The sequence below is a fragment of the Acrocarpospora phusangensis genome (assembly GCF_016862995.1).
GTDB lineage: Bacteria > Actinomycetota > Actinomycetes > Streptosporangiales > Streptosporangiaceae > Acrocarpospora > Acrocarpospora phusangensis.
Map to the genome: position 1 here is coordinate 1 of NZ_BOOA01000105.1, position 24,183 is coordinate 24,183.

Genomic DNA, 24,183 nt, shown 5'->3' on the forward strand with positions numbered 1-24,183 from the left:
CGTGTCTGGCCGAGGTCTCGACCGCGCTCAGTGCTCCCGCCTTCGAACAGCTGTGCCTGACCCAGGGATTGCACGCTGGTATCCGCAACAGGTCGGTTCGCCGGGCTTGGAGGCAATCCCCAGTTGTCGTCGTGAATGCCCTTGGCGAGGTCTTGCCCCGTCGCCTCTTCGTCTCGGTGAGGTGGATGGGGGTTCTGTTGGGTCAATTCGGGGGCTCTCGTGGGAGTCGCGCCTAGCGGCGAGGTCTCGGGGTCAGGCGCGGGCTCGGAGCCAGCGGGTGGCGACGGGTGGGTTCTCGGGGTGGTGGTAGACGAGACTGAGCCAGCCTGGGGGGAGGCCCGTGGCGGCGAACTGGCCGTCGGGGGAGGGGACGCGGATCTTGCTGATGTGGGGGGTGCGGATTTCGATCCAGGTGTCGGGGCTGGGTGCGGGGGTGAGGTGGCCGGCGACTTCGAGGCGGCCCCCGGTGAGGGTGAGTTCGATGTCGATGGTCAGGGTGCCGGTGGTGAAGCGGTGGCGCTGAGGCTCGCTCCCGGAACGGGCGCCGGAGGCGGCGGCGACGTCGGTCGGAGCGGCGATGACCGATCCCGGAAGCCGGAGGGCGAAGGCTGCTACGGCATCAGCCGTGACCCGGCCGGGCACCGGGTCGGCCCCAGCGGCCAGACGCATAGAAGCCAGCACGTATGTGGACAAACCTTCGGGCACGTCGGCCTCGGAACTGTGGGTCGCGCCTTCCGGGGTGGGCTCGTCATGTCGGTTGCCGCTGTGGACTTCGTCGTCCGGGGTGGGCGTCTGGGCTTGGTCCTCCGGGGTGGGGGTCATGGGGATTCCTCCAGGAGGGCGCGGAGGCGGCGTTCGCAGCGGGTGCGGGTGGCGCCGACGCTGCCTAGGGGCATGTTCATGCGGGTGGCGATCTGGGCGTAGCGGGCGTCGGGGTTGAGGGCGAAGAGGCGGAGGAGGGTGCGGCAGGGTTCGTCGAGGGTGGCGGCTCGGGCCCAGACGTGGCGGCCGTACTCGGCGTCGACGACGGCGGCGGAGGGGTCGGGGGCGGCGGAGTCGCCGAAGTCGGGGTGGTCGACCGGGTGTTCCGCGCGGGCTTTGCGGGAGAGGCGGAAGGCTTCGCGCCGGGTGGTGGTGATCAGCCAGGCGCCGATCTTGTCCGGATCGCGGATGCGGTCGTAGCTTTCGACCAGGCGGAGCCAGGCTCCTTGGACGGCGTCGGCCGCGTCGGTGGGGCTCAGGCCGCAGGCTCGCGCGACCGCCCACATCCGGCCGTCGAACCGGGAGACCAGGTGCTTCCAAGCGGTCTCGTCGAGAGCGGGCAAAGACGTCTCTTGAGGCATGGCACGACTTTCCGGGCTACTGTGCGCGCTGACGGATAAGCGTTGCGTGAGCACTCTACCCAGCGGTCGCGACCACGATCCTCCGATCGTCGAATTGCCCAGCTCCGCCCACGAATCAACCGGATAGACCTGGCCCAGGCATGATCCATGAGGACCTCGCGAGTGCCTGGATTCTGATCGAGTTCATGAATCGACAGACGCGACGGGAAGGGCGATCTTGGGGGTTGACGGAGGTTGTGGATTTTAGTTGGGGGGATGGGTTGGGGGCGTTTGGGAAGGGAGGGTGGTTGTCCGGTTTTTGGCGGACATGGATGGGTGTTCTGTGCGGGTGGAATTGGGGTGTTTGGTGCCTGGGTGGGCGGGAAATTGGCGGGAGGGTGTGCGTGAGCTGGGGGTTTTCTGTTTGTTGGGGATGGGAGTATGTTTACTCCTCGTGGTTTGCTCAATCCACAGAGTTGTCAAGCACGATTGGGTATGACCCTGGTCTGGTGCCTCGCGGCAACGGACGGTAGTCTCTCCTAGAGTCACTTGTGATCATTCCAGTATGAGGCCGTTGGGGAAGGCGCACCTCGTACGAAACGGGAGGTCCGGTGGCTGCTGCTCGTGGCGTGCTGTACGTCCACTCGGCTCAGCCTGCGCTGTGCCCGCACATTGAGTGGGCTGTCGCAGGCGTTCTTGGCGTTCCCGTCGACCTGACGTGGACCCCTCAGCCCGCCGCGCCCGGCGCTTTGCGCGCCCAGGCGGAATGGGAGGGTCGCGCGGGTACGGCGGCGGCGATCACTTCATCGCTCATGGGATGGCAGCGTATCCGCTTCGAGATCACCGAGGACGCCTCCCCGGGCGTGGACGGCTCCCGACATGCGTACACCCCCACCCTGGGGGCGTACACGGCTGTGATCGGAGCCAACGGTGACATCCAGGTGCCCGAGGACCGGCTCCGCAACGTCATGCTGATGGCCGCCCAGGGCCGCGTCGTCCTCGAGAACGAGCTTGACCGTCTCCTCGGCAAGCAGTGGGACGAGGAACTCGAGTCCTTCCGCTACGCCGGCGAAGGCGCCCCCGTCCGCTGGCTCCACGCCGCCGTCTGATCCATCCGACGCCGTCTGAAGCGCACCCTCGGCCGCGTACTCGGGTCGAGGGTGTGAGAAACCCTTGCAAAACCGCCCCGGACCCTGCCCAAGCCAGCCCGTGGCGAAGAACCGCTCCCTGGATCGGTTACCGCTTCTCCACGCCGAACGAGTAAGAGCCGGTCGTGTCGTCGGTACGGGTGATCTCGAACCAGTGGCAACCCGATTCGAGCTGGACCTCGAAACCCTCTCCAAGATCGTCATACGTGGCGAAGTCCTGGTCCCCTTCGACGCCGTCCCCCACCTCGGCCCACCTGATTCTGATGTTCTCGCCGGCCCAGTTCCGTACGGCCAGCGGAGTCGACCCCACCACCAGCCGGTAGACGTCCTTCTGCCCGGGCGCGGTGAACCGGGCCTCGACCACGTCCCCTTCTCTGACCTCCCGGCCGAGCTGATCGGTGGTCCACTCGTCGCTGTCGACCGCCGGCGTGGCGGCAGCGGAGGGTTTCATAGCGCGCGCGCAGGCCGGCTGGGCGCCCAGAACGGTCGATCCGGCCGCGCACCCCGCACTGAGCAGCCCGGCGAGGACGAAAGCCGATACCACCAGCCCAGATCTCAGGACATGATTCGTCATGTCCACATCTTTGATCAAGCGAGTTGCAAAGAACTCAACGACGACCGATACACCAAATATCCAACAATATATGCATATTTCGGGTCGATTTACGGCGCGCCACGGGACTCCGGAAGCAGGCGAAACCCGGGCAGAAGCACGCGAAACCCGGCAAAACGAAAGGGCGCCCGACACGCGGACGCCCTTTTTCGTGAAATTCAGCGGATTACAGCGGGATGTTCCCATGCGCCCCACGAGCCGGCGTGGCCTGCGCGAGCACCTTGGCGATGGCCCCCCGGGTCTCACCCGGCTCGATGACCTCATCCACGACCCCGAGATCGACAGCCCGGGACAGTCCCCCGGCGATCTTCTCGTGCTCCTCCGCCAGACGGATCTCCAGCTCGGCCCGCTCCTCCTCCGGCGCGGCGGCCAGCTCACGCCGCTTGAGGATCCGTACGGCCGCGACCGCGCCCATCACCGCCACGACGGCGGTCGGCCACGCGAACACCCGCGTCGCACCCAGCGACCGCGAGTTCATCGCGATGTAAGCCCCGCCGTACGCCTTGCGCGTCACCAGCGTGACCCGCGGCACCGACGCCTCCGCGAACGCGTGCAGCAGCTTCGCCCCCCGGCGGACGACGCCGTCATGCTCCTGCCCGACCCCCGGCAGATACCCGGGTACGTCCACGAGGACGACCAGCGGCACCCCGAAGGCATCGCACATCCGTACAAAACGGGCGGCTTTTTCGGCGGAGGCCGAGTCGAGGCAGCCGCCGAGGCGCATCGGGTTGTTGGCGATCACGCCCACCGTGCGCCCGCCGAGGCGGCCCAGCGTGGTGACGATGTTCGGCGCCCACTTGGGGTGCAGCTCCACGCCGGGGTCGTCCAGCAGGCCGTTGACCAGCGGGTGCACGTCGTAGGCGCGGCGCGCGTTGTCGGGCAGCAGGGCGGAGAAGTCGACCTCCTCCACCGCGCGCACCCGGCCCTGGTGGCCGAGCAGGCTGGCCAGCTCGCGCGCCCGCAGCAGCGCGTCGGCCTCGGTCTTGGCGACCACGTGCACGACGCCGCTGCGCTTGCTGTGCGGCTCGGGACCGCCGAGCGCGGCCATGTCGATCTGCTCACCGGTCACGCTGCGCACCACGTCGGGGCCGGTGACGAAGATGCGGCCCTGGTCGGCCAGGATCACGATGTCGGTCAGCGCCGGACCGTACGCGGCGCCGCCGGCGGCGGCGCCCACCACGACGGAGATCTGCGGCACGACCCCGGACGCCTTGGTCATCGCGGCGAACACCCGGCCGACGGCGTGCAGCGACTCCACGCCCTCGGCCAGCCGGGCGCCGCCCGAGTGCCAGATCCCGATGACCGGCACCCGCTCGCGGACGGCCACGTCGTAGGCGTGCACGATGTGCTCGCAGCCCTCGCTGCCCATCGCGCCGCCCTGCACCCGGGCGTCGCTGCAGAAGGCGACCACGGGCACGCCCTCGATGCGGCCGGTCACGGCGACCACGCCGCTCTTGTCCTCAGGAGAGATCGGCCGGACCGAGCCCTCGTCGAGCAGGTGGCCCAGCCGGACCCGCGGGTCGCGGGGATCGGCCGCCTCCTGGTCGGAGGAGGGGCTCACCACCCTGTTGTCGACAACCGTCATCTGCGTGCCTCTCAGACCGTGGTGAAGGCGACGGCGACGTTGTGACCGCCGAATCCGAAGGAGTTGTTGACCGCGGCGATCTGGCCGTCGGGAAGCTTGCGCGGCTCGGTCCGCGCGATGTCCACCTCGATGCCGTCGTCCAGGTCGTCCACGTTGATGGTGGCCGGGACGATCCGCTCGTTGAGTGCGAGGATGGTGAAGATGGACTCGATGCCGCCCGCGCCGCCGAGCAGGTGGCCGGTCATCGACTTGGTCGCGGTGACGATCGGGTGCGCCCCGATGGCCTCCTTGATCGCGATGGTCTCGACCACGTCGCCCGCCGGGGTGGAGGTGGCGTGCGCGTTGACGTGCTTGATGTCGGCCCCGGAGAGCCCGGCGTCGGCGAGCACCCGGCGCATCGCCAGCTGCACGCCCAAGCCGCTCGGCTCCGGCTGCGCGATGTGATGGGCGTCGGAGGAGTACCCGACCCCCGCGGCCACCGCGTAGACCTTCGCGCCGCGCGCCCTGGCGTGCTCCTCGGACTCCAGCACCACGATGCCGGCGCCCTCGCCGAGCACGAACCCGTCCCGGCCCTTGTCGAACGGCCGGGACGCGCGCTGCGGCTCGTCGTTGCGGGTCGACATGGCGCGCATCGCGGCGAACGAGCCGATGTTGAGCGGGTGCACGGCCGCTTCCGCGCCGCCCGCCACGACCACGTCCACCCGGCCCGACCTGATCATGTCGATGCCGTACCCGATGGCTTCGGCGCCGGTGGCGCAGGCGCTGACGGTGGCGTGCACGCCGCCCTTGGCGCCGATGTCGATGCCGATCCAGCCGGCCGCGCCGTTGGGCATGAGCATGGGCACGGTGAAGGGCGACAGGCGGGTCCAGCCCTTCTCCTTGAACGTGTCGTACGCGTCGAGGATCGTGGTGATGCCGCCGATCCCGCTGCCGACGACGACGCCCAGCCTGGTCGGTTCGACCTCGGGCGCGCCCGCGTCCTGCCAGGCCTGACGCGAGGCGATCAGCGCGAACTGCTCGGCCCGGTCCAGCCGCCTGGCCTCCGGCCTGGGGATGACCTCGCCCGGTTCGACGGCGACCCGGCCGGCGAACTTCACCGGGACGGAGTCGACCCAGTCCTCGGTGAGAGGCCGCACGCCCGACCGCCCGTCGAGGAGCGCCGACCAGGTCGAGGCGACGTCTCCACCGAGGGGCGTCGTCGCGCCGAGCCCGGTGACAACGACACGTACCCGGTCTGTACTCACTTGTCTGCACTCCTCATTGCTCGCGCCGATCAGGTTGGAGCCTCGCGGCCCCCGGAGGGGTCAGGCTCTCAGGCCTGGATGAAGTTGATGACGTCCTTGACGGTCTTCAGGTGCTTGAGCTGGTCGTCGGGGATCTCCGCGCCGAACTCGTCCTGGGCCGCCACCGCGATCTCGACCATGGAGAGCGAGTCGATGTCGAGGTCGTCCACGAAGCTCTTCTCCGGGGTCACGTCCGAGGCCGGGATGCCGGTGATCTCGTTGATGATCTTGCCGAGGCCCGCGAGGATCTCCTGCTCGGTCACTGCCATGTCGCTGTATCTCCTTCAGGGTGGTTTTTCTTGGTTCTGTACGGCCTGAGCCGTACAAGTCTCAGGGAATCTCGATGACCTGCGAGGCGTAGGTCAGGCCCGCGCCGAAGCCGAGCAGCAGGGCCAGACCCCCGGAGGGGACCTCGCCGCGCTCGATCATGCGGGACAGCGCCAGCGGGATGGACGCGGCCGAGGTGTTGCCGGCCAGCACGATGTCCTTGGCGACGACCGCGTTGCCGGCCCCGATCCTGCGGGCGATCGACTCGATGATGCGCAGGTTGGCCTGGTGCGGCACGAAGGCGGCGAGCTCTGCGGGGTCCACGCCCGCACGTTCGCACGCCAGTTTGGCGATCGGGTGAAGGGCCGTGGTGGCCCAGCGGAACACGGTCTGGCCTTCCTGGTTCAGCGCCGAGTTCCTGTCCTTGATCATGATGGCGTCGGCCTTGTCGCCCGCGCTGCCCCAGACCACGGGGCCGATGCCCGGCGTCCCGGACGGCACGACCACGGCCGCTCCCGCGCCGTCGGCGAAGATCACCGAGGTGGCCCGGTCCTGGATGTCCACCCACTGGGTGAGCTTCTCGGTGCCGACGACCAGGACGTTCCTTGCCGATCCCGCCCGGATCGCGTCGCTGGCCGCGGCCAGCGCGTAGCAGAACCCGGCGCAGGCCGCGTTGACGTCGTAGGCGCCCGGCGCGTCGATGCCGAGCCGGTGCGCGACCCGCCCGGCGGCGTTCGGGATCTGGGCCTCCAGCGTGCAGGTGGCCACGATCACCAGGTCGATGTCGGCGGCGGCCAGGCCGCTGGCGGCCAGCGCCTTGCCGCCGGCCTGCACGGCCAGGTCGATCTCGGACTCCTCGGGCCCGGCGAAGCGGCGCTCCTTGATCCCGACCCGGCTCTGGATCCACTCGTCGTTGGTGTCGATCAGCTCGGCCAGGTCGTCGTTGGTGACCACGTTGGCAGGCTGGTAGTGCCCGAACGCCAGGACCTTCGCGCCCGGCGCGCCCTGGGGAAGCTTCACTGCAGTGCCTCCTTGGCGGCGGCTCGCGCGGTCTCCAGGTCGTCGGGGGTCTTCAGCGCCACGGTCTTCACGCCGGTCAGGCCGCGCTTGGCCAGCCCCGTCAGCGTGCCGCCGGGCAGCAGTTCGATCATCGTGGTGACGCCCTGCGCCGCCATCGTCTCCATGCAGAGGTCCCAGCGGACCGGGCGGCTGACCTGGGCGACGAGGCGCTCCAGCAGGTCGGCGCCGGATTCCACCAGCGCGCCGTCGGCGTTGGAGAGCAGCTTCACGACCGGGTCGGCCGGGCTCACCCCGGCGGCGGCCGCGCGCAGCCGCTCCACGGCGGGAGCCATGTGCCCGGTGTGGAAGGCGCCGGCCACCGAGAGCGGGATCAGCCGGGCGCGCTGCGGCGGTTCGGCCTTGAAGGCCGCCAGCTGCTCCAGCGTGCCGCCGGCCACGATCTGGCCCGCGCCGTTCATGTTGGCCGGGGTGAGACCGTGCTTCTCGAGCGATTCGAGCACGTCCACGCCGCCGAGCACGGCGGTCATCCCGGTCGCGGTGGCGGCGGCGGCCTCGGCCATGGCCCGCGCGCGCTCCCGGATCAGGGCCAGCGACTGGTCGGCGGTGAGCACGCCCGCCATGGTGGCGGCGGCGAACTCGCCCACGCTGTGCCCGGCCACGAGATCAGGGGTGGCGCCGAGCGTCTCGTACGCGGCGAGCGAGGCGGCCACCAGCAGCGGCTGGGCCACCGCGGTATCCCGGATCTCGTCCGCGGTCGCCGTGGTGCCGAACCCGGCCAGATCGAGACCGACGATCTCCGACCACGCCGTGACGCGGTCGCGGAAGCCGGGGATCTCCAGCCACGGACTCAGAAAGCCTGGGGTTTGGGCGCCTTGTCCCGGCGCGACGATGACGAGCACATTCTCAACCCTGCCCTGTAGAAGTTCGCCACACTGATAGGGATCTGCACGAACTTGGGGGATGCGATTTTGTTTGGTTCCTACAGTTAAGGTTTCTCAGACGTTTCTCAGAGTCGGCTAGGTTACGGTCAGGCGACCCAATATCAGGCCAACCTGCAGGGTGAATGCGGACCTGCCTTCGGTCGGCTGGTAGCCGGTCAATTCAGTGATCTTGCGGAGCCGGTACCGGACCGTGTTGGGGTGCACGAACAGCAGGCGGGCGGTGGCCTCCAGCGAGGTGCCCTGCTCCAGGTAGGTCGCCAGGGTGTCGAGCAGCGGCGTGCCGGCCAGCGGTTTGAAGACGTTCTCGATCAGCTGGGCGCGGGCGTCCTCGTCGCCGTCCAGGGCGCGCTCGGCCAGCAGGTCCTCGGCCAGGACCGGGCGGGGGGCGTCCGGCCAGCCGGCGGCGGCGCGCAGGCCGGCGATGGCGGCGCGCGCGGAGCGGGCGGCCGCGTGCAGGTCGGAGACCTCGGGGCCGATCACGATGGGGCCGGCGGCGAACCGGGGGACCACGCTCCTGGCGGCGTCCTTGATGCTGTCCGCGCCGCCCACGATGACGATCAGGCGCTCGCCCTGGACCCCGGCGAGCAGGTCGTGGCCGACTCGGCGGCCCTTGTCGCGCAGGGCGTCGATGACGCTCTGCGGGTCCTCGTCCGGGGCGTACCCGGCGAAGACGACGACCGGGGCGGAGGTCCAGCCGAGGGCGGCGGCCCAGGAGTGCAGGCCGTCGTCCACCTCGCCGCGGACCAGCGCGTCCACGATCAGGGCCTCCAGCCGGGCGTCCCAGGAGCCGCGGGCCTCGGCCTCGCGGGCGTACACCTGGGCGGCGGCGAAGGCCACGTCCCTGGTGTAGCGGAGCATCGCGTTGCGCAGCTGCTCCTCGCCGCCGGGGGCGGCCAGCTCGTCGGCCTCGGCCTCGACCACTTCCACCACGATGCGTACCAGGTCGACGGTCTGCTGGAGCGAGACGCTGCGCTTGAGCTCGCGCGGCGCGGTCCCGAAGAACTCGATGCTGGGCGTGGGCCGGCCCTCGCCGGCGTGGCCGAACCACTCCACGAACGCGGCGATGCCCGCCTGGGCCACCAGGCCGACCCAGGATCTGTCCTCGGCCGACAGGGCTCGATACCAGGCGAGTTGCTCCTCCATGCGCGCCATCGCGGCCGTGCCGAGGCTGCCCATCGCCCGGTCCAGCCGCCGCGCTGTGTCCTCGCGGACCCTGTCATTCACGGATACAAGCGTGCCAGGTCACATGCGATGGTGCCGCCTCCGGGCCGGGGTGAGAACCTGGAGCGGTGTATCGGGAACGTCCGTCGCTGGTCCCGGGGGCCGTGCTCTGGCACACCTCCGGCGTGTCGGAGGACGCCGAGCGCCGGGTCCTCCCGGACGGCTGCATGGACCTGCTCTGGACCGGCGGCGCCCTGGTGGTGGCCGGTCCCGACGCCGAGGCGTACGTGACGCGGGTCCCGGCGGGCACGGCCTTCACGGGCCTGCGGCTGGCCCCCGGCACCGCTCCGGCGATGCTCGGCGTGCCCGCCGCCGAACTGCGCGGCCTGCGGGTGCCGCTCGCCGACCTCTGGCCGGCCGCCGACGTCCGCCGCCTCACCGATCGGGTACGGCGCGCCGAGTCACCCCCCGCCTGCCTCGAACAGCTGGCGGGCGAACGGCTGGACGGCGTCGACCCCCTAGTCCGCGAGGCCGCCGTCCTGCTCGGCCGCGGCTCCGGCGTGACCGCCACCGCCGCCGCGCTCGGGCTCGGCGAACGGCGGCTGCACCGCCTCAGCCTGACCGCGTTCGGGTACGGACCGAAGACGCTGGCCCGCATCCTGCGCATGAACCGCGCCCTCGCCCTGGCCAGAAGCGGACACCCGTTCGCCGACGTGGCGGCCACCGCCGGGTACGCCGACCAGGCGCACCTGTCCAGGGAGGTGCGCAGCCTGGCCGGAGTCCCGCTCGGCGACCTGGTCGGCTGACCAGGCGGGCTAGGCGAGCGGCGCGTACAGGTCCACGGCGTTTCCGTCGGGGTCGTGCACGACCGCGTAGCGCTGCCCCCAGAACGCGTCCCACGGCTTGAGATGCCCGGCGTATCCGGCGTCCACGAGCTGCGCGTACACCTGGTCCACCTCGGCCGGGCCGGCGCAGGCGAAGGCCAGGCTCATGCGCGGCCCGCCGGTCGCCGGCGTCCACTCCGGGTCGAAGGACCGGATGGTGTCCACGGTGTCCCAGCACAGGCGCAAGCCGCCGGGGAGTGTCACCTCGACGTGCGGTTCGTTGTCGGCCTCGGCGGGGACGCTGAGGCCGAGCCGCCGGTAGAAGGCCAGCGCGCGGGCCATGTCGGCGACGGCTATTCCGATGACGTTGAATGTTGGAGCCATGTCCGGCACGTTACGGCCCCTCCCCGCCGCCCGTCTTGAAGGAATCGGACAGCGGGCGGTTCAGGAGGGCACGTGCGCGGTGCTGGCCACCACGTGGTCGATGAAGCCGTACTCCCTGGCCTCCTCGGCGGTGAACCAGCGGTCCCGGTCGGCGTCGGCCTCGATCCGCTCCAGCGGCTGGCCGGTGTGGAAGGCCGTCCGTTCGGCCAGGAGTTTCTTGGTGTAGCGCATCTGCTCGGCCTGGATGGCGATGTCCGCCGCCGTGCCGCCGATGCCGCCGTGCGGCTGGTGCATGATGATGCGCGCGTGCGGGAGGGCGTATCGTTTGCCGGCCGTGCCGGCGGTGAGCAGGAACTGGCCCATGGAGCCGGCCATTCCCATGGCCACCGTCACGATGTCGTTGGGGACGTATTGCATGACGTCGTAGATGGCCATTCCGGCGAATACCGACCCGCCCGGCGAATTGATGAAGAGCTGAATGTCCCGGGCCGGGTCGTCGGCCGTCAGCAGCAGCAGTTCCGAGCAGATCCGGTTGGCGATCTCATCGTCCACCTCCTGGCCGAGCACGATTATGCGTTCGCGCAGCAGCCGCCGGCCGATGTGCTCGCCGTCGGGGGATTCCATTCCGGCCATAACCCGCTCCCATCGTGAATTCCGTTTCCCGATCGACGTTAATCGCGGGCGCTGGGAAAGGGAGCGGGTTTCGCCGGGGGCGCATTTCACCGTGGGCATATTCCGCCCGGTCAGATCACGGCGACCGCGGTGATCAGGCCGATCGCGACGTGGGTGACCGACAGCAGCACGGTGGCGGGCTGCAGGGTCGCCTCCTGGGCCAGCGCCCGGACCGAGATGCCCGCGATCAGGTCGAAGACGATCATTCCGACCGTCTGCACCGCGATGCCGATCAGGCCGAAGACCAGCGTCGCGATCAGGCCCTCGGTCAGCGTGCCGCCGGAGGAGAAGATCGACGCGGCCACGATGAGCGCGATGGCGGCCATCGCGGAGGAGGTCAGCGCGGTGGCGTTCGGGTTGCGCTCCTCTCGGATGATCTTGCTCAGCCGGCCGGGCGTGGCCATGTCGATCACGTAGAACCCGGCGACGAGCAGCAGCACGCCGAGGATCGCGTACGCGGTGATGGCCAGCGCGCCGTTGCCGAGGACCTCGCCGAAGGTGGTGGATTGCGTTTCCATGTGGGGGGTGCTCCGTTGTGTTAGCCGCTGATTCGGTGGGGGACGAAGGAGGAGGTGTCATCGGTGATCAGGCCGGAGGTCTCGCGGATGCCGAGCCCGGCGGCCTCGTCCTCGACGACCCAAGCGCCGAGGACCGGCCGCTGTCCGCCGAAGTCGGGCAGCGCCTGGAACTCCTGGTAGACGAAACCCTCGGCGCCGTACCCGCCCGAGGTCTGCACGGCGTGTTCGGGGGAGACCACCCGCATCGACGCGCCCTCCCGGCCGAGCAGCGGCTTCTGGATGTAGCGGGCGATGTCGCGCGGCGAGTCCAGGTAGGCGGGCAGCAGGTTGGGATGTCCCGGGTACATCTCCCAGAGGATCGCCAGCAGCGCCTTGTTGGACAGCAGCATCTTCCAGAGCGGTTCGACCCAGTTCATGGACGGCTGGAGCCGCAGCGCGTGCCCGCCGAACGGCTCGCCGGCGATCCACTCCCACGGGTAGAGCTTGCAGAGGGAGCGGATGACCCGGAACTCCACGTCCACGAAGCGGCGGTTGATGGCGTCCCAGCCGATGTCCTCCATGGCGATCGCGATCGTGGTCAGCCCGGCCTGCTGCGCGGTCTCCTGCAGATAGCCGAGGGTCATCGCCTCCTCGCCCGACTGGTCCGTGTTCGTCCAGGCGAAATGGGTCGGCCCGGTGGGGAAGGTCGGGCCGATCGCCTTCCACCGGTCGATGAGCCGTTCGTGGATGGAGTTCCACTGGTCGTCGTCGGGGAACACGTCCTGCAGCCAGTACCACTGCACCACCGAGCTCTCCAGCAGGCTCGTGGGAGTGTCCGCGTTGTACTCCAGCAGCTTGGCCGGCCCGGCGCCGTCGTAGCGCAGGTCGAAACGGCCGAACACGTGCGGATCGCGCCGCCGCCAGGACTCCGCGACCGCCTCGCGCCACTCCGGCGGGATGGCGAACTCGGCGTACCGGTTGCCGGTGATCACGTAGTCGACCGCGGCCAGGCACATCCGGTGCAGCTCCTCGACCTGCTCCTCCAGGCCGAGCACCTCGTCCATGCCGAACACGTAGTGCACGCTCTCGTCCCAGTACGGCCTGCTCAAGCCCTGGGGATGGGCCGACCGGTGGTAGGCGAGGCCCTGCGACTCGACCGTGGCCGCCCAGTTCTGGCGAGGCGCCGAGGTCTCCCGTCTCATCGAGCGGTCAGCTCCCGCTGCTGCCGTGCGAGCCGAAGCCCCCGCGCTGGACCACCTTGCCGCTGCGGCTGGTGATCTGCGCGTCGGCCGGGCGGAGCGTGGTGCCGCCGCGTACGTGCCGGCCCACCAGGACGCCGCCGTAGTACCAGCCGTACGCGCCGTGCGAGCCGCGGTAGTCGTCGTCGCAGAAGTCGTCGTCCACGAGCGCGAACGAGCCGTCGGGGAGCGGGTTGGCCGTGTCGACGCAGTCGGCGTCCACCTCGTCGTAGCTGTTCGTGGCGGCGCAGAAGCCGACCACCAGGGTGGAGAGCACGCCGATGGCGCCCAGCTTGACGGCGGTGGAACGGAACCTCTTCTTCGGCGGAGGCGGCGGGGAGAACGGCGGCATGAGCGGGCCCGTCATGCCGGGCGGGGCTCCCGGAGGCGGCCCGGGTGGCATCCCCGGCATTCCCGGTTGCATGCCGGGCGGCATTCCCGGGGACGGCGGCGGGACATAGGGAGGCGGGGTGGGACTTCCGTCCCCGGTCTCGGCCATACGGCTCCATGTTCCTCGAGGTCGGCACAGACTACCGTCGCGCTGTGAAACGGTACAGATCTAGTTGGGGTTCCCATGCGTACCGTTACGGAACGGTCCATTGCGGTACGTCGGTTTGTTACGCGGGTAACGTCCGTCACATGGATCCGGTCGAGGCGTTGAAAAGAATCGCGTTCCTGCTGGAGCGCGCGGGCGAGCCGACGTATCGTGTCCGGGCTTTCCGCGGGGCCGCGTCGACCATCGCCGCGCTCCCGGAGGGGGAGCTCCAGCGGCTGGTCCGGGAGGACGGCCTGACCGGCCTCAAAGGGGTCGGCAAGGTGACCGCGCTGGCGGTGGCCGAGGCCCTGGCCGGGGACGTGCCGACCTACCTGCGCCGCCTGGAGGCCACCGCGGGCGCCGACCTGGACGAGACGGCGGCGACGCTGCGGCAGGCGCTCAAGGGCGACCTGCACAGCCACTCCGACTGGTCCGACGGCGGCTCCCCGATCGAGGAGATGGCCGCCGCCGCGATGGCCCTGGGCCACGAGTACCTGGCGGTCACCGACCACTCGCCCCGCCTCACCGTGGCCAACGGCCTGTCCGCAGACCGGCTGCGCCGCCAGCTCGACCTGATCGACGAGCTGCGCGGGAAGCTGGCGCCGTTCCGGCTGCTGTCCGGGATCGAGGTGGACATCCTGGCGGACGGCTCGCTGGACCAGGAGGCCGAGCTGCTGGAGCGGGTGGACGTGGTCGTCGCCAGCGTGCACTCGCAGCTCAAGATGGAGGCCGACGACATGACCCGGCGGATGGTCACCGCCATCGCCAACCCGCATGTGGACGTGCTCGGCCACTGCACGGGCAGGATCGTCAAGGCCGGCGGCAAACGCGGCGGGCTGCGGCCGGAGTCCCGGTTCGACGCCGAGCTGGTCTTCGAGGCGTGCCGGCAGTTCGGCGTCGCCGTGGAGATCAACTCCCGTCCGGATCGGCTGGATCCGCCGAAGCGGCTGCTGCGCCTCGCGTACGAGATGGGGTGTGTCTTCACGATCGACTCCGACGCGCACGCGCCCGGCCAGCTGGACTGGCAGCGGTACGGCTGCGAGCGTGCCGCACTCTGCGGAATCGAGCCGGAACGCATCGTGAATACGGGGATGTGGCCGCCGGGTTAGGTGTGTTGCGGACGGTTTTGTCGGTCACCCGGCGTAGTTTCGGGGTCATGGATCGTCGAGCTGCGCTGGTAGAGGAGTTACGCACGGGCGGCACCGTCCCGGCCAGGGACCTGGCCACCCGGCTCGGTGTCAGCAAACGCACGATCATCCGCGACATCGCCCGGCTGCAGGACGAGGGCGTGCCCATCCGGCTGGATCCCGGGGGGTACACCATCGACCCGTCCGAGGAGATCAAGCGGGCCATCGACCGGGCGCTGACCGGGAGGCGCGTGCTCCGGATCGACTACGACGGCAAGGCCGGGCCGACCACGCGCGAGGTGGAGCCCAGCATCTTCCTGGGTGGGCGGGGCGGGTTCTGGTATCTGGTGGCCTGGTGCCGGTTGCGGGAGGACGTACGGGTTTTCCGGCTGGATCGCATCACCGCCGCGAGCCTGACGGACGAGCGGTATCCGGAGCCGTCCAAGGCCAGGATGGAAGAACTGGCGGCGGCCTTGCCGAGCTGACCAGGCTCGACCGCGATACGGGGTCTCCGGGTTATCGGGACCCGCGTCACCGTTTCAAGACCAGGATGCAAGAGCTGGCGGTGGTCCTGCCGAGCCGAACGGGCTCGACCGCGATACCGGGTCTCCGGGTTATCGGGACCCGCGTCACTGTTTCAAGGCCGGGATGGAAGAGCTGGCGGTGGTCCTGCCGAGCCGAACGGGCTCGCCGTGATACCGGATGCGAGGCGCTCCCCGGGTTACCTGGTCCCGCGTCACCGGTTCACTGGGGTTCGCGGTGGCCGCCCTGGTGGCTCCGGGAAATGTCGGTCGTGTTTTCTAAAGTTCGGCGTGTGAACCGTACCGACCGGCTCTACGCGATCGTCGAGCTGCTCCGCGCTGTCTCGCCGCGTCCCCGATCCGCGCGCGAGCTGGGGGAGCGGTTCGCCGTGACCGCGCGCACTATCGAGCGCGACATCCTGGCGCTGCAGGAGGCCCAGGTGCCGATCTACGCCGAACGCGGGCGCCGGGGCGGTTACGTGCTCGACCGGTCGATGTCGCTGCCGCCGCTCAATTTCAGCCCGGAGGAGGCGGTGGCCATCGCCATCGCGCTCAACCGCTCCGGCGACCAGCCCTTCGCTGACCAGGCCAGAAGCGCGATGCGCAAGCTGATGGCGGCGATGCCGGCCGCGGACGGCGACCGCGCTCGCGAGCTGGCCACCCGCGTGCAGTTGCTGTCGAGCACCTCCGATCCGGAGGAGGCCGGGTCGCGCACGGCTGGGCCGATCGCGCGGGTCATCGAGGGCGCGCTGCTGGCCGGGGTGGTGCTGGAGCTGGAGTACGGGGACGCCCGCGGCGCGGTCAGCACCCGTGCGGTGGAGCCGGGCGTGTTCGTCGGCGGGCGCGGCGGGGTCTGGTACCTGGTGGGCTGGTGCCGATTACGCGACGACGTCCGAGTCTTCCGGCTGGACCGCATCCGCGCGGCCGAGGTCACCGCCGAACGCGTCCCGGCACGCCGGATGGCCGACTTCGCCTCCCACGTACCCGACATGATCACCCTCTATCCGGCGCTCGACTGAGCACAGGACGGGCATGGGAGGGGCCTGGGACTGGGCCCAGGATCGCGGGCGGCATTGAGCGTGGGACTGAGCAAGGGATCACGCGTGGGATTGGGCGTGGGACTGAGAAGGATCGCGCAAAAGATCGGATGCGGGACTGGGCGCAGGACCGAGCGCAGGATCGGACACGGACTGGGCGTAGGCGTGGCGCGGGATCGTGTGCAGGACTGGGCAGATTGTGCGCGTGGCTAGGGCGTGGGGCTGAGGGCGGCGTCGGGCGTAGGACTGGGTGCGGGACTGAGCGCAGGATTGGTCACGGATTGGGCGTAGGCGTGGCGCGGGATCGTGTGCAGGACTGGGCAGATTGTGCGCGGGACCGGGCGTGGGGCTAGGGCGTGGGGGTGAGGGCGGCGTCGGGCTTGGGAGGGGGTGGGGGACCGAGTGCGGGATTGGGTGTGGGGCGTTGGGCTGCGGCGGTGGTCGTTGGGCGGGACAGGGGAAGGTGGACGGTTACCTGGAGGCCGCCGTGATCTAGTGGCTCTGCGGTGACGGTGCCGCTGTGTGCGCGGGCTACGGCGCGGACGATGGACAGGCCAAGGCCGGCGCCGCTGGCGGAACCTGTGCGGTCGGCGTCCAGGCGGCGGAAGGGTTCGAAGAGGGCGGGGATCTGCGCGGCGGCGATCTGGCGGCCGGTGTTGGCCACCGTGACGAAGCAGGTGGCGGCGTCCGAGCCGGTCCGCACGGTCACCTCGCCGCGGTCGTCGTTGTACTTCACGGCGTTGTCCACCAGGTTCGCGATCATGCGTTCCAGCAGCACGGCGTCCCCCGCGCAGGGAGCGGGCCGCCAGTCCGGCGGACGGGGAAGGCGATGGGCGAGCAGCGCGGGATGGGCCAGGTCGCGCAGGTCCACCGGCTGGCGGGTGGTGAGCTCGCGTTCGCTCTGCGCCAGCGTGAGCAGGCCCTCGATGAGCTGCTCCTGCCGGGTGTTGGCGGCCAGCAGTTCGTCCCTGATCGGGCGCAGCGCCCGCGGCACGACCGGATCGGCGAAGCCGACCTGGAGCAGGGCGCGGTTGATGGCCAGCGGTGTCTTCAGCTCGTGCGAGGCGTTGGCGACGAACCGTCGCTGGGTGTCGAAGGCGTGGTCGAGGCGTTCCAGCATGGAGTCGAAGGTGTCGGCCAGGTCCTTGATCTCGTCGCGCGGGCCGTCCATCGAGATGCGCTGGTGCAGCGTGCTGTCGGACAGGCGGCGGGCCGTCTCGGTCATGGTGAGCAGGGGGGCCAGTGCGCGGCCCGCGACCACCCAGCCGACGGCCAGGCCGGCCAGCCCGATCAGGACCGTGGCCAGGATCGACCACTGGATCAGGGAGCTGGTCACCAGGTCCACGTAGCGGCTCACCTCGCCCTTGACCGCGGTCTGGATGTAGTAGATGCGGTTGGCGAACGGAGGCGCCGCGCCGCCGGGGTCGCCGAGCGGGCCGGGCGTCGGGGGGAACTTGATGGTGAACCGCTGGGTGAGGATCTGGTTCACCAGCAGGTTGCTGATGATCATCAGGACGGCGGTGGTGAGGAAGAAGATGCTGCCGTACACGATGGTGAGCCGCCAGCGGACCGGCAGCCTCCGGCCGGTCACAGCCGGTACCCCGCGCCGGTCACCGTCTCGATGACGGCCGGCGCGCCCAGCTTCTTGCGCAGGGTCATGACCGTCACCCGGACCGAGTTGGTGAAGTAGCTGATGTTCTCGTCCCACGCCTTCTCCAGCAGGTCCTCGGCGCTGACCACGTTGCCGTCGGCCCGCAGCAGCACCTCCAGCACGGCGAACTCCTTCGGGCTGAGCGCGACGTACCTGCCGTCCCGGAAGACCTCGCGCCTGGCCGGGTCGAGGGTGACCCCGGCGCGGGCCAGCACCGGCGGCACGGCCAGCGGCGTACGCCGGGCCAGGGCCCGCAGCCGGGCCACCAGCTCCGGGAAGTCGAAGGGCTTCGGCAGGTAGTCGTCCGCGCCCAGGGTGAGCCCTTCGACCTTGGAGCGCAGGTCGCCGGAGGCCGTCAGCATGATGATCCGCGCGGCGACCCGGCCGGCGACGAGGCGCCGGCACACCTCGTCGCCGTGCATCGACGGCAGATCCCGGTCCAGCACGATCACGTCGTACGCGTGGGTGGTCGCGCGTTCGAGCGCGGCGTCCCCGTCGTAGACGACGTCCACCGCCATGGTCTCCCGGCGCAGCCCAGCGGCGACCACGTCGGCCAGGACCTTCTCGTCCTCGGCAATCAGCACCCGCATGAGGCACATACTCCCGTCAGCCAGTTAAACGGGGGCTAAGCACCTCATGCGGTGCTGAGGGCCAAAGTCGGGGACATCCTGGCCGCCCGCATCGCCGGATAGATCCCGGCCACGGTGCCGACCAGCAGCGTCGCACCCAGACCGCCGCCCAGCGCCCACGGGGGCACCACGGCGGGCAGGTCGCGCCAGGCCGCGTACCCGACGGTGACGAGCGCGCCGAGTAACGCCCCCGCCATGCCGCCGAGGCCGGACAGCAGCAGCGACTCGGTCAGGAACTGGCCGCGCACCTGGCCCTTGGTGGCGCCGAGCGACCGGCGCAGGCCGATCTCCCTGCGCCGCTCCAGCACCGAGATGACCATCGTGTTGGCCACGCCGACGCCGCCGACCAGCAGAGCCACCGCGCCGATGCCGAGCAGCAGGTTGGTGAACGCGCCGTCGGCCGCCGCCCGCGCCGCGAGCGCGTCGGACGGCCTGCTCACCTCGACCTCCTCCGGATGCTCCGGGTTGGCGGTGCGCGGCAGCACCTCCCGTACGTCGGCGACGGCCGACTCCGCGGAGCGGGTGTAGATCGTGGTCGGATAGCCCTCGTACTGGAGGTACGCGTCCGCGGCCGGATACCCGATCAGGGCCGAGCGGTCGATCTCCGGCGCCAGTGGGGAGGAGTCCAGGACGCCGGTGACCGTCCACCACTGGCCCTTGATCCACACCTGGTGGCCGGTCCGCAGGCCCAGCCGCTGCGCGGCGACCGAGCCGAGGACCACGGCGCGCTGGGCGGCCGTCGCCTCGTTGAGCCAGGCGCCGTGCCGTACGCCGGTCTGGAGGGAGTCGAGCAGGTCCAGGGAGGCGGCGCGGACGGCGAGGCCGCCGGTCTGGGTGGCCGGGATGCGGTCGCTGCGGAACACCGGCTCGCCGGTGTCGCCGGTCGAACCGGCCGTCAGGACCGGGCCGATCCGGCGGATCATGGCCAGGGACTCGGCCGGCAGGTTGGCCGAGTCGCCGAACAGGGTCCGGCCGGGGGTCACCCGCAGCAGGTTGGTGCCGAGCTCGTCGAGTTCGGCCAGGAGACGTGCCTTGCTGGAGGAGGAGATGCCGACCACCGCCACCATGGTGGCGATGCCGATGGCGATCCCGAGCGCCGAGAGGATCACCCGGGCCGGGCGGGCGCGCAGCCCGGAGGCGCCCACCCGGATCTGGTCTCCCCAGGCCAGCCGCCCGGGTCTGAGCCGGTCAGCCATGCGCGACCACCGCCTCGCTCTCGGAGCTCTCGAAGCTCTCCACGATCCGCCCGTCGCGCAGGCGGATCCGGCGCGGCGCGGCGGCGGCCACGTCGTTGTCGTGGGTGATGATCGCGACGGTGGTCCCGGCCGCGTTGAGCTCGCGCAGGATCGCCAGCACGTCCGCGCCGGAGGCCGAGTCCAGGTTGCCGGTGGGCTCGTCGGCCAGCAGCAGCGAAGGCTCGCCGACGACCGCGCGGGCCACTGCCACCCGTTGCCGCTCGCCGCCCGACAGCTGCGCCGGCCGGTGGCCGAGCCGGTGCCCGAGCCCGACCCGCTTCAGCGCCTCCGCCGCCCGCTCCCTGCGCTCCCGGCGCGGCACCCCGCTGTACAGCAGGCCGTCGGCCACGTTGTCGAGCGCCGCGAACCCGTCGGCCAGGTGGAACGACTGGAACACGAACCCGATGTGCCGGGACCGCAGGGCCGACAGTTCGCGGTCCGACAGTTCGGCCACGTCGTATCCGGCGATCCGGACCGTGCCGGAGGACGGCCGGTCGAGTGTGCCGACGAGGTGCAGCATGGTGGACTTCCCCGACCCCGAGGGGCCCACGATCGCCACCAGTTCCCCGGCGTCGACCCGCAGATCGACGCCGCGCAACGCCTGCACACCGCCCGGGTAGGTCTTCGTCGCCGCGATCAGCTCGATGACCGGCTCCTGGTTCTGGCGGGCCGTGGCGTGCGGCAACCACAACGAGGAGGGGACGCCCGCAGTGCCCGCAGCGCCCGCAGCACTCGGAACGCCCGCAGTGCCTGTAGTGCCCGTAACGTCCGCAGTGCTCGCAGCGCCCGCAGCACCCGGAACGTCCTTAGCACCCGTAGCGCCCGGAACGTCAGTAGTGCCCGCAGCGCCCATGGCACCTGTGGCACGCGTGGTGTTCGTTGTGCCGGAGGTCTGGCCCGTGTCGCCGGTCATGTCGCCGGGACCTCGACGCGCATGCCCTCCGTGAGGCCCTCGCCGGTGATCTCGACCTGGCCGGAGGCGAACAGCCCGGTCTCGACGGCCACGACGCCCTGGCCGGCGACCTGCACGCCGTACCCGCCTTCGCGGAGGGCGAGCAGGGCTTCGACGGGGACCGAGAGCACGTTCTCGCGGCGTTCGCTCTGCAGGTCGACGGTGACGGGGGCCTGGTCGAGGCGGCCGAGCCTGCCCTCGGCGGTGACCTCCACGTCGATGGTGGACTCGCCGCCGTCCTGCGCGGGCGGTTCGGCCACCGTGCCGATCGCGGTGATGGTGCCGCTGGCCGTGCCCCCGGCGGGGGTCTCCAGGGTGACCTTGGCGCCGAGCCGGGCCAGCTGCTGGTCGGAGGCGGCCAGGTCGATGTGGACCACCCGCTTGGTGCTGGTCGTGGTCACCACGGACTGCCCGGCCTGGTCGCCCTTCTCCGCGGTGACCTCGGCGATCCTGACCGCGCCCGAGACCACGATGACCTGGGCGGCGTCCACCGTGCCGGTCTCGGCCAGGTTGCGGTCCTCCTGCCAGTCCCGTACGGCCCGCGCGGTCACCCACGAGAAGTACTCGTCGACCGTCCCCGTCTCGTAGCCGAGCGTCTCCAGGTTGCGTTCGAGCTGCTCGACGTCCTTGCCCTCGGAGCCCTGCGCGAGGGTTCGGTACATGGGGATGGATCCGTACATGAGGGAGACCGGGCGGCCGTCCACGGAGTACAGCCAGCCGCCGCGCCGGACCAGCGAGCCCTCCGCCCTGGTCCTGGTCACGGTGCCGCGGGCCTGGTTGGGCAGTACGCGGCGGCCGGCGTAGCCGAGCGTGCCGTCCACCGTCTTGCTGTCCACCAGGTCGGAGCGCGTGATCTCGGCGGTGGCGACCGGTGGCGCGCTGGGCGATTCCGACGGCGTCCCGGCCTCGCCGGAGAGCGAGAAGGCCGCCACCCCGCCGCCCGCCAGCGCGAGGACGGCGACGGCTCCGGCGAGCAGGCCGCCACGTCTCATTTGCCGCCGCCGAACATCTTGCCGCCGTTCGGCATGGCGTCACGGCAGGCCTCCATGGCCTTCTGGGTGGTGGGCGACTCCGGGTCCATGCCGGGGCCGCCGATCCGTACCCGGCCGCCGTCGACCTGGGGGTCGGGCATGTCGACGCCGTTGTCGCGCATGCACTGCGCGAATTTCAGCATCGCGTCCTGCAGTTCGCTGTCGTCGATTTTGCTGGCGTCGATGACCGGCCGGTACTTCTCGCAGGCCTTGAGCGCCTTTTCGGTGACGCCCTCCTGGCCCTTTTTCTGGCGGATCATCACCTGGTTGCCGCCCGGCTCCGGGTCCGGCATGTCGACGCCGTTCTCCCGCATGCACTGGGCGAACTTGAGCGGATCGCCGCTGCTCGTGGGGGAGGGCGTGGCCGTCGCGGCGGCGGACGTGCCCACCGCGGAGGCGACCCCGGTCTCGGGCGCCTGGTTCCCGCAGGCGGCCAGGAAGAGCGGGATCGCGATGAGCGCGGCTATTCTGAGTCCTTTTTCTGCCATGGGCAAAGGTATAGAAGGACCCCGTTAAACATGCCTTAAGCGAATTTGTTTATGCGTTTCTTACGGGAGAAACGGAAAGGCCTGCCGCGAGGAAGTACGGCAGGCCTTTCCCACAGATCAGGACCCCGGCGGCCGGTGCCCGAGCTGGCGGCGCAACTCGGCCAACTCCCGCTCCAGCTCCGCCACCTGCGCCTGCTGCGGCGGCTGCCGCACGTACTGGGTCACGTCGCTGACCGGCTGGTACGGCACGTACGGAACGGGAGCCTGCGGCCGCTTGCGGCGCTTGAGCAGCACCATGAGCAGGACCAGGCCGGCCACGACGGCGAGCAGCACGCCCCCGCCGACCAGCACCCAGAACGTCATGGGCCGCGGCGACTCGTCCTTGCCGGAGGAGATGGCCTGCTGGGACTCCGAGATGTACCTGGCCACATACGGGTGGTTCGGATGCAGCGCCTGCACCTCGCGGAACTTCGGCAGCGCCTCCTCGTAGTGGCGCTTGAAGAACGAGTCCAGCGCGGCGTCGTACTCGGTGGTCGTGAGCGACGCCGTCGGCTTGATGTTCTTCTCGTTGAGTTTCTCCTTGACGATGCTGACCGGCAGCACGAAGCTCTCGTTCTCCGACGCCTCACCGCCCTCGCTGACCGTGCCGGCGATCAGCATGCCGATGACCTTGCCCTCCCGGCTGAACACCGGCCCGCCCGAGTTGCCGTGGTACGACGGCGCCTGCGTCTGGATGTACGGCACGCCCTCCTGCGTCGTCCGCTTCGCGTTGTACGGCCCCTCGGTGAGCGCCGGCTCCAGCTTGGACTCCAGGCTGAAGAACGGGGTGTTGGTCACCAGGCCGGGGAAGCCGCTGATGTACAGGGTCGTCCCGGTCCGTACGTCGGAGTCGTCGCCGAGCGGCAGTGTCGGCAGGTTCTCCTGGCCGTTCACCTTGAGCAGCGCGAAGTCCTTGCCCGGGTAGCTCTCGCCGACCGACACCAGCTCGGCCGGAACCGGTTTGGCGGTCTTGTCCACGCCGCCGCCCGGCAGCGCCTGGAGCACGGCGATGCTCTTGCGCAGGTTCTCGATCTGCAGATGGCTGCTGTTGAAGGTGATGTACAGCTGCTGCGCCAGCTTCACCAGCTCCTCGTCCGCCTCGAAGCTCTGGAGGTCCTTGAGGACGGTCTGCGCGTCCTCCTCCGCGAACTTGGTCAGCGCCTGCTGCGAGAAGGTGTCGGCGAGGGCCTGGTCGCTCATCTCGACGCAGTGCGCGCCGGTGACCATGTAGCCGTCCGGGGTCACCCACCAGCCGGTGCACATGCCGCCGATCTCGGCGTCCACCACCCGGTTCGGCGTCGCCGGCCGGATGTAGGTGTCGACGTCGGCGCCCATCTGCTGGAACAGGTACTTGGCGATGCTCTGCTCGTCGTCGGCGATCCTGCCGTTGAGCACCGCGTCGGTGGTGCGCCGCACGAGCTGGTTGAACGGGCCCTGGTTGATCTCGGGCGTGGGCACCACGACCTGCCCGGTGTAGGTGAGGCTGGTGAGCTGGACGGCGGGGTGCGCCTTCGCGGCCAGGACGGTGCCGACAGGGATGTCGTCATCCGCGTACGCGGGAGCCGCCACCGCGAGGACCGCCGCCGTCGCGACGATGATGTTCCTGAGGTTCACAGGCACTCATGGTGACCGTGTGTCCTTGTTTATCACTTGTGACTGACTTGCCGCGTTCGGCCGAGCCGTGGGATCGCCCGCGTCTCCGGTCTGGCCGCTCACATCGCCACTTATCGGGGTGATCGGCCCGGCATCGCGTTTCCTTTGACCGGGAAGGGTGCCCGCGGTGCGGGCAAGTAGGGGTGACCTGTCCTTCCGGCAAGGGAGACCTTGCATGATCCGCGAAGCCGTCACGGTGGCCGATCCGCAGCGTTTCGGCACCGTCTTCGACGCGTACTACCTCGAAATACGCCGATATATCGGGCGGCGGTTGGACCTCGCGGTCGCCGAGGATCTCGCCGCCGAGACCTTCCTCGTCGCCTTCTGAGA

General features: G+C 70.4%; 27 protein-coding genes. 6 read left to right on the forward strand and 21 right to left on the reverse strand.

Annotation, left to right across the window (positions count from 1 at the left end; all coding sequences use genetic code 11):
- Nucleotides 1-252: 252 nt before the first annotated feature.
- Nucleotides 253-822, reverse strand: coding sequence for a hypothetical protein (locus Aph01nite_RS36380; protein WP_204045617.1), 570 nt, complete (start codon nt 820-822; stop codon nt 253-255).
- Entirely contained in the window at nt 819-1,343 is a 525-nt protein-coding gene (locus Aph01nite_RS36385; RefSeq protein ID WP_204045618.1) for an RNA polymerase sigma factor, read from the reverse strand. Before Aph01nite_RS36385 ends, Aph01nite_RS36380 begins: the two co-directional genes overlap by 4 nt.
- Nucleotides 1,344-1,954: 611 nt before the next feature.
- Between Aph01nite_RS36385 and Aph01nite_RS36390 the strand changes: the two genes are divergently transcribed.
- A complete protein-coding gene (locus tag Aph01nite_RS36390; protein ID WP_275419344.1) occupies nt 1,955-2,431 on the forward strand; it encodes a DUF3145 domain-containing protein in 477 nt (158 codons plus the stop codon).
- A 127-nt stretch (nt 2,432-2,558) separates the two neighbouring features.
- On the opposite strand, the gene Aph01nite_RS36395 is transcribed toward Aph01nite_RS36390, so the two are convergent.
- The 7 genes from Aph01nite_RS36395 to Aph01nite_RS36425 all read right to left on the reverse strand — a co-directional run bounded on the left by Aph01nite_RS36395 (nt 2,559) and on the right by Aph01nite_RS36425 (nt 9,355).
- Entirely contained in the window at nt 2,559-3,044 is a 486-nt protein-coding gene (locus Aph01nite_RS36395; RefSeq protein ID WP_204045620.1) for a hypothetical protein, read from the reverse strand.
- Nucleotides 3,045-3,249: 205 nt separating this feature from the next.
- Nucleotides 3,250-4,668 (reverse strand): acyl-CoA carboxylase subunit beta, encoded by a 1,419-nt coding sequence (locus tag Aph01nite_RS36400; protein ID WP_204045621.1) that lies wholly within the window; start codon nt 4,666-4,668, stop codon nt 3,250-3,252.
- Nucleotides 4,669-4,679: 11 nt separating this feature from the next.
- Nucleotides 4,680-5,912 (reverse strand): beta-ketoacyl-ACP synthase II, encoded by a 1,233-nt coding sequence (fabF, locus tag Aph01nite_RS36405; protein WP_204045622.1) that lies wholly within the window; start codon nt 5,910-5,912, stop codon nt 4,680-4,682.
- 68 nt (nt 5,913-5,980) lie between these two features.
- Nucleotides 5,981-6,220, reverse strand: coding sequence for an acyl carrier protein (locus Aph01nite_RS36410; RefSeq protein ID WP_204045623.1), 240 nt, complete (start codon nt 6,218-6,220; stop codon nt 5,981-5,983).
- Nucleotides 6,221-6,281: 61 nt separating this feature from the next.
- Nucleotides 6,282-7,238, reverse strand: a complete 957-nt coding sequence (locus tag Aph01nite_RS36415; RefSeq protein WP_204045624.1) for a beta-ketoacyl-ACP synthase III — start codon at nt 7,236-7,238, stop codon at nt 6,282-6,284.
- The gene (locus Aph01nite_RS36420; protein ID WP_204045625.1) at nt 7,235-8,137 is read right to left on the reverse strand and encodes an ACP S-malonyltransferase; all 903 of its coding nucleotides are present in this window, start codon (nt 8,135-8,137) and stop codon (nt 7,235-7,237) included. The genes Aph01nite_RS36415 and Aph01nite_RS36420 overlap by 4 nt, the downstream gene beginning before the upstream one ends.
- 117 nt (nt 8,138-8,254) lie before the next feature.
- Nucleotides 8,255-9,355, reverse strand: coding sequence for a PucR family transcriptional regulator (locus Aph01nite_RS36425; protein WP_204045640.1), 1,101 nt, complete (start codon nt 9,353-9,355; stop codon nt 8,255-8,257).
- A gap of 113 nt (nt 9,356-9,468) precedes the next feature.
- On the opposite strand from Aph01nite_RS36425, the gene Aph01nite_RS36430 reads away from it, so the two are divergent.
- Nucleotides 9,469-10,146: a helix-turn-helix transcriptional regulator gene (locus Aph01nite_RS36430; RefSeq protein WP_204045626.1), complete on the forward strand. Its 678-nt coding sequence runs from the start codon at nt 9,469-9,471 to the stop codon at nt 10,144-10,146.
- Between the two features lie 9 nt (nt 10,147-10,155).
- Here Aph01nite_RS36430 and Aph01nite_RS36435 read toward each other — a convergent pair whose 3' ends face one another.
- The 5 genes from Aph01nite_RS36435 to Aph01nite_RS36455 all read right to left on the reverse strand — a co-directional run bounded on the left by Aph01nite_RS36435 (nt 10,156) and on the right by Aph01nite_RS36455 (nt 13,322).
- Nucleotides 10,156-10,548, reverse strand: a complete 393-nt coding sequence (locus tag Aph01nite_RS36435; protein ID WP_204045627.1) for a VOC family protein — start codon at nt 10,546-10,548, stop codon at nt 10,156-10,158.
- Between the two features lie 60 nt (nt 10,549-10,608).
- On the reverse strand, nt 10,609-11,181 hold the full coding sequence (locus tag Aph01nite_RS36440) for an ATP-dependent Clp protease proteolytic subunit (protein ID WP_204045628.1): 573 nt from the start codon (nt 11,179-11,181) through the stop codon (nt 10,609-10,611).
- 110 nt (nt 11,182-11,291) lie between these two features.
- Nucleotides 11,292-11,738 (reverse strand): DUF350 domain-containing protein, encoded by a 447-nt coding sequence (locus Aph01nite_RS36445; RefSeq protein ID WP_204045629.1) that lies wholly within the window; start codon nt 11,736-11,738, stop codon nt 11,292-11,294.
- A 20-nt stretch (nt 11,739-11,758) separates the two neighbouring features.
- Complete coding sequence (locus Aph01nite_RS36450; protein WP_204045630.1) at nt 11,759-12,919, reverse strand: glutathionylspermidine synthase family protein; 1,161 nt, start codon at nt 12,917-12,919, stop codon at nt 11,759-11,761.
- Between the two features lie 7 nt (nt 12,920-12,926).
- Nucleotides 12,927-13,322: a hypothetical protein gene (locus Aph01nite_RS36455; RefSeq protein WP_239162251.1), complete on the reverse strand. Its 396-nt coding sequence runs from the start codon at nt 13,320-13,322 to the stop codon at nt 12,927-12,929.
- A gap of 272 nt (nt 13,323-13,594) precedes the next feature.
- Here Aph01nite_RS36455 and Aph01nite_RS36460 point away from each other — a divergent pair, with 272 nt between their 5' ends.
- From Aph01nite_RS36460 to Aph01nite_RS36470, 3 genes are all read left to right on the forward strand, one after another.
- On the forward strand, nt 13,595-14,599 hold the full coding sequence (locus Aph01nite_RS36460) for a PHP domain-containing protein (protein WP_204045631.1): 1,005 nt from the start codon (nt 13,595-13,597) through the stop codon (nt 14,597-14,599).
- Nucleotides 14,600-14,646: 47 nt separating this feature from the next.
- Nucleotides 14,647-15,102 carry a helix-turn-helix transcriptional regulator gene (locus Aph01nite_RS36465; RefSeq protein ID WP_204045632.1) on the forward strand — a complete coding sequence of 152 codons (456 nt, stop codon included), beginning with the start codon at nt 14,647-14,649 and terminating at the stop codon, nt 15,100-15,102.
- Nucleotides 15,103-15,431: 329 nt separating this feature from the next.
- On the forward strand, nt 15,432-16,157 hold the full coding sequence (locus tag Aph01nite_RS36470; protein ID WP_204045633.1) for a helix-turn-helix transcriptional regulator: 726 nt from the start codon (nt 15,432-15,434) through the stop codon (nt 16,155-16,157).
- A gap of 367 nt (nt 16,158-16,524) precedes the next feature.
- Here Aph01nite_RS36470 and Aph01nite_RS36475 read toward each other — a convergent pair whose 3' ends face one another.
- The 7 genes from Aph01nite_RS36475 to Aph01nite_RS36505 all read right to left on the reverse strand — a co-directional run bounded on the left by Aph01nite_RS36475 (nt 16,525) and on the right by Aph01nite_RS36505 (nt 23,814).
- The gene (locus tag Aph01nite_RS36475; RefSeq protein WP_204045634.1) at nt 16,525-17,766 is read right to left on the reverse strand and encodes a sensor histidine kinase; all 1,242 of its coding nucleotides are present in this window, start codon (nt 17,764-17,766) and stop codon (nt 16,525-16,527) included.
- On the reverse strand, nt 17,763-18,416 hold the full coding sequence (locus Aph01nite_RS36480) for a response regulator transcription factor (RefSeq protein WP_204045635.1): 654 nt from the start codon (nt 18,414-18,416) through the stop codon (nt 17,763-17,765). The genes Aph01nite_RS36475 and Aph01nite_RS36480 overlap by 4 nt, the downstream gene beginning before the upstream one ends.
- 44 nt (nt 18,417-18,460) lie before the next feature.
- Nucleotides 18,461-19,651, reverse strand: a complete 1,191-nt coding sequence (locus tag Aph01nite_RS36485; protein WP_204045636.1) for an ABC transporter permease — start codon at nt 19,649-19,651, stop codon at nt 18,461-18,463.
- On the reverse strand, nt 19,644-20,381 hold the full coding sequence (locus Aph01nite_RS36490; protein ID WP_373872368.1) for an ABC transporter ATP-binding protein: 738 nt from the start codon (nt 20,379-20,381) through the stop codon (nt 19,644-19,646). The genes Aph01nite_RS36485 and Aph01nite_RS36490 overlap by 8 nt, the downstream gene beginning before the upstream one ends.
- Before the next feature lie 218 nt (nt 20,382-20,599).
- Nucleotides 20,600-21,634, reverse strand: coding sequence for a peptidoglycan-binding protein (locus Aph01nite_RS36495; protein WP_204045637.1), 1,035 nt, complete (start codon nt 21,632-21,634; stop codon nt 20,600-20,602).
- Nucleotides 21,631-22,161 (reverse strand): hypothetical protein, encoded by a 531-nt coding sequence (locus Aph01nite_RS36500; RefSeq protein ID WP_204045638.1) that lies wholly within the window; start codon nt 22,159-22,161, stop codon nt 21,631-21,633. Before Aph01nite_RS36500 ends, Aph01nite_RS36495 begins: the two co-directional genes overlap by 4 nt.
- A gap of 117 nt (nt 22,162-22,278) precedes the next feature.
- Nucleotides 22,279-23,814 (reverse strand): trypsin-like peptidase domain-containing protein, encoded by a 1,536-nt coding sequence (locus Aph01nite_RS36505; protein WP_204045639.1) that lies wholly within the window; start codon nt 23,812-23,814, stop codon nt 22,279-22,281.
- Nucleotides 23,815-24,028: 214 nt separating this feature from the next.
- Between Aph01nite_RS36505 and Aph01nite_RS36510 the strand changes: the two genes are divergently transcribed.
- The gene (locus Aph01nite_RS36510; RefSeq protein ID WP_239162252.1) at nt 24,029-24,181 is read left to right on the forward strand and encodes an RNA polymerase sigma factor; all 153 of its coding nucleotides are present in this window, start codon (nt 24,029-24,031) and stop codon (nt 24,179-24,181) included.
- The last annotated feature ends 2 nt before the right edge of the window (nt 24,182-24,183 follow it).

What these genes read in the sequence shown, in the direction of transcription:
- Aph01nite_RS36380 (WP_204045617.1), bottom strand. Translation starts at nt 822, where the DNA reads ATGACCCCCACCCCGGAGGACCAAGCCCAGACGCCCACCCCGGACGAC.
- Aph01nite_RS36385 (WP_204045618.1), bottom strand. Translation starts at nt 1,343, where the DNA reads ATGCCTCAAGAGACGTCTTTGCCCGCTCTCGACGAGACCGCTTGGAAG.
- Aph01nite_RS36395 (WP_204045620.1), bottom strand. Translation starts at nt 3,044, where the DNA reads ATGACGAATCATGTCCTGAGATCTGGGCTGGTGGTATCGGCTTTCGTC.
- Aph01nite_RS36400 (WP_204045621.1), bottom strand. Translation starts at nt 4,668, where the DNA reads ATGACGGTTGTCGACAACAGGGTGGTGAGCCCCTCCTCCGACCAGGAG.
- Aph01nite_RS36410 (WP_204045623.1), bottom strand. Translation starts at nt 6,220, where the DNA reads ATGGCAGTGACCGAGCAGGAGATCCTCGCGGGCCTCGGCAAGATCATC.
- Aph01nite_RS36425 (WP_204045640.1), bottom strand. Translation starts at nt 9,355, where the DNA reads ATGGGCAGCCTCGGCACGGCCGCGATGGCGCGCATGGAGGAGCAACTC.
- Aph01nite_RS36435 (WP_204045627.1), bottom strand. Translation starts at nt 10,548, where the DNA reads ATGGCTCCAACATTCAACGTCATCGGAATAGCCGTCGCCGACATGGCC.
- Aph01nite_RS36440 (WP_204045628.1), bottom strand. Translation starts at nt 11,181, where the DNA reads ATGGCCGGAATGGAATCCCCCGACGGCGAGCACATCGGCCGGCGGCTG.
- Aph01nite_RS36445 (WP_204045629.1), bottom strand. Translation starts at nt 11,738, where the DNA reads ATGGAAACGCAATCCACCACCTTCGGCGAGGTCCTCGGCAACGGCGCG.
- Aph01nite_RS36450 (WP_204045630.1), bottom strand. Translation starts at nt 12,919, where the DNA reads ATGAGACGGGAGACCTCGGCGCCTCGCCAGAACTGGGCGGCCACGGTC.
- Aph01nite_RS36455 (WP_239162251.1), bottom strand. Translation starts at nt 13,322, where the DNA reads ATGACGGGCCCGCTCATGCCGCCGTTCTCCCCGCCGCCTCCGCCGAAG.
- Aph01nite_RS36460 (WP_204045631.1), top strand. Translation starts at nt 13,595, where the DNA reads ATGGATCCGGTCGAGGCGTTGAAAAGAATCGCGTTCCTGCTGGAGCGC.
- Aph01nite_RS36465 (WP_204045632.1), top strand. Translation starts at nt 14,647, where the DNA reads ATGGATCGTCGAGCTGCGCTGGTAGAGGAGTTACGCACGGGCGGCACC.
- Aph01nite_RS36480 (WP_204045635.1), bottom strand. Translation starts at nt 18,416, where the DNA reads ATGCGGGTGCTGATTGCCGAGGACGAGAAGGTCCTGGCCGACGTGGTC.
- Aph01nite_RS36485 (WP_204045636.1), bottom strand. Translation starts at nt 19,651, where the DNA reads ATGGCTGACCGGCTCAGACCCGGGCGGCTGGCCTGGGGAGACCAGATC.
- Aph01nite_RS36495 (WP_204045637.1), bottom strand. Translation starts at nt 21,634, where the DNA reads ATGAGACGTGGCGGCCTGCTCGCCGGAGCCGTCGCCGTCCTCGCGCTG.
- Aph01nite_RS36500 (WP_204045638.1), bottom strand. Translation starts at nt 22,161, where the DNA reads ATGGCAGAAAAAGGACTCAGAATAGCCGCGCTCATCGCGATCCCGCTC.
- Aph01nite_RS36510 (WP_239162252.1), top strand. Translation starts at nt 24,029, where the DNA reads ATGATCCGCGAAGCCGTCACGGTGGCCGATCCGCAGCGTTTCGGCACC.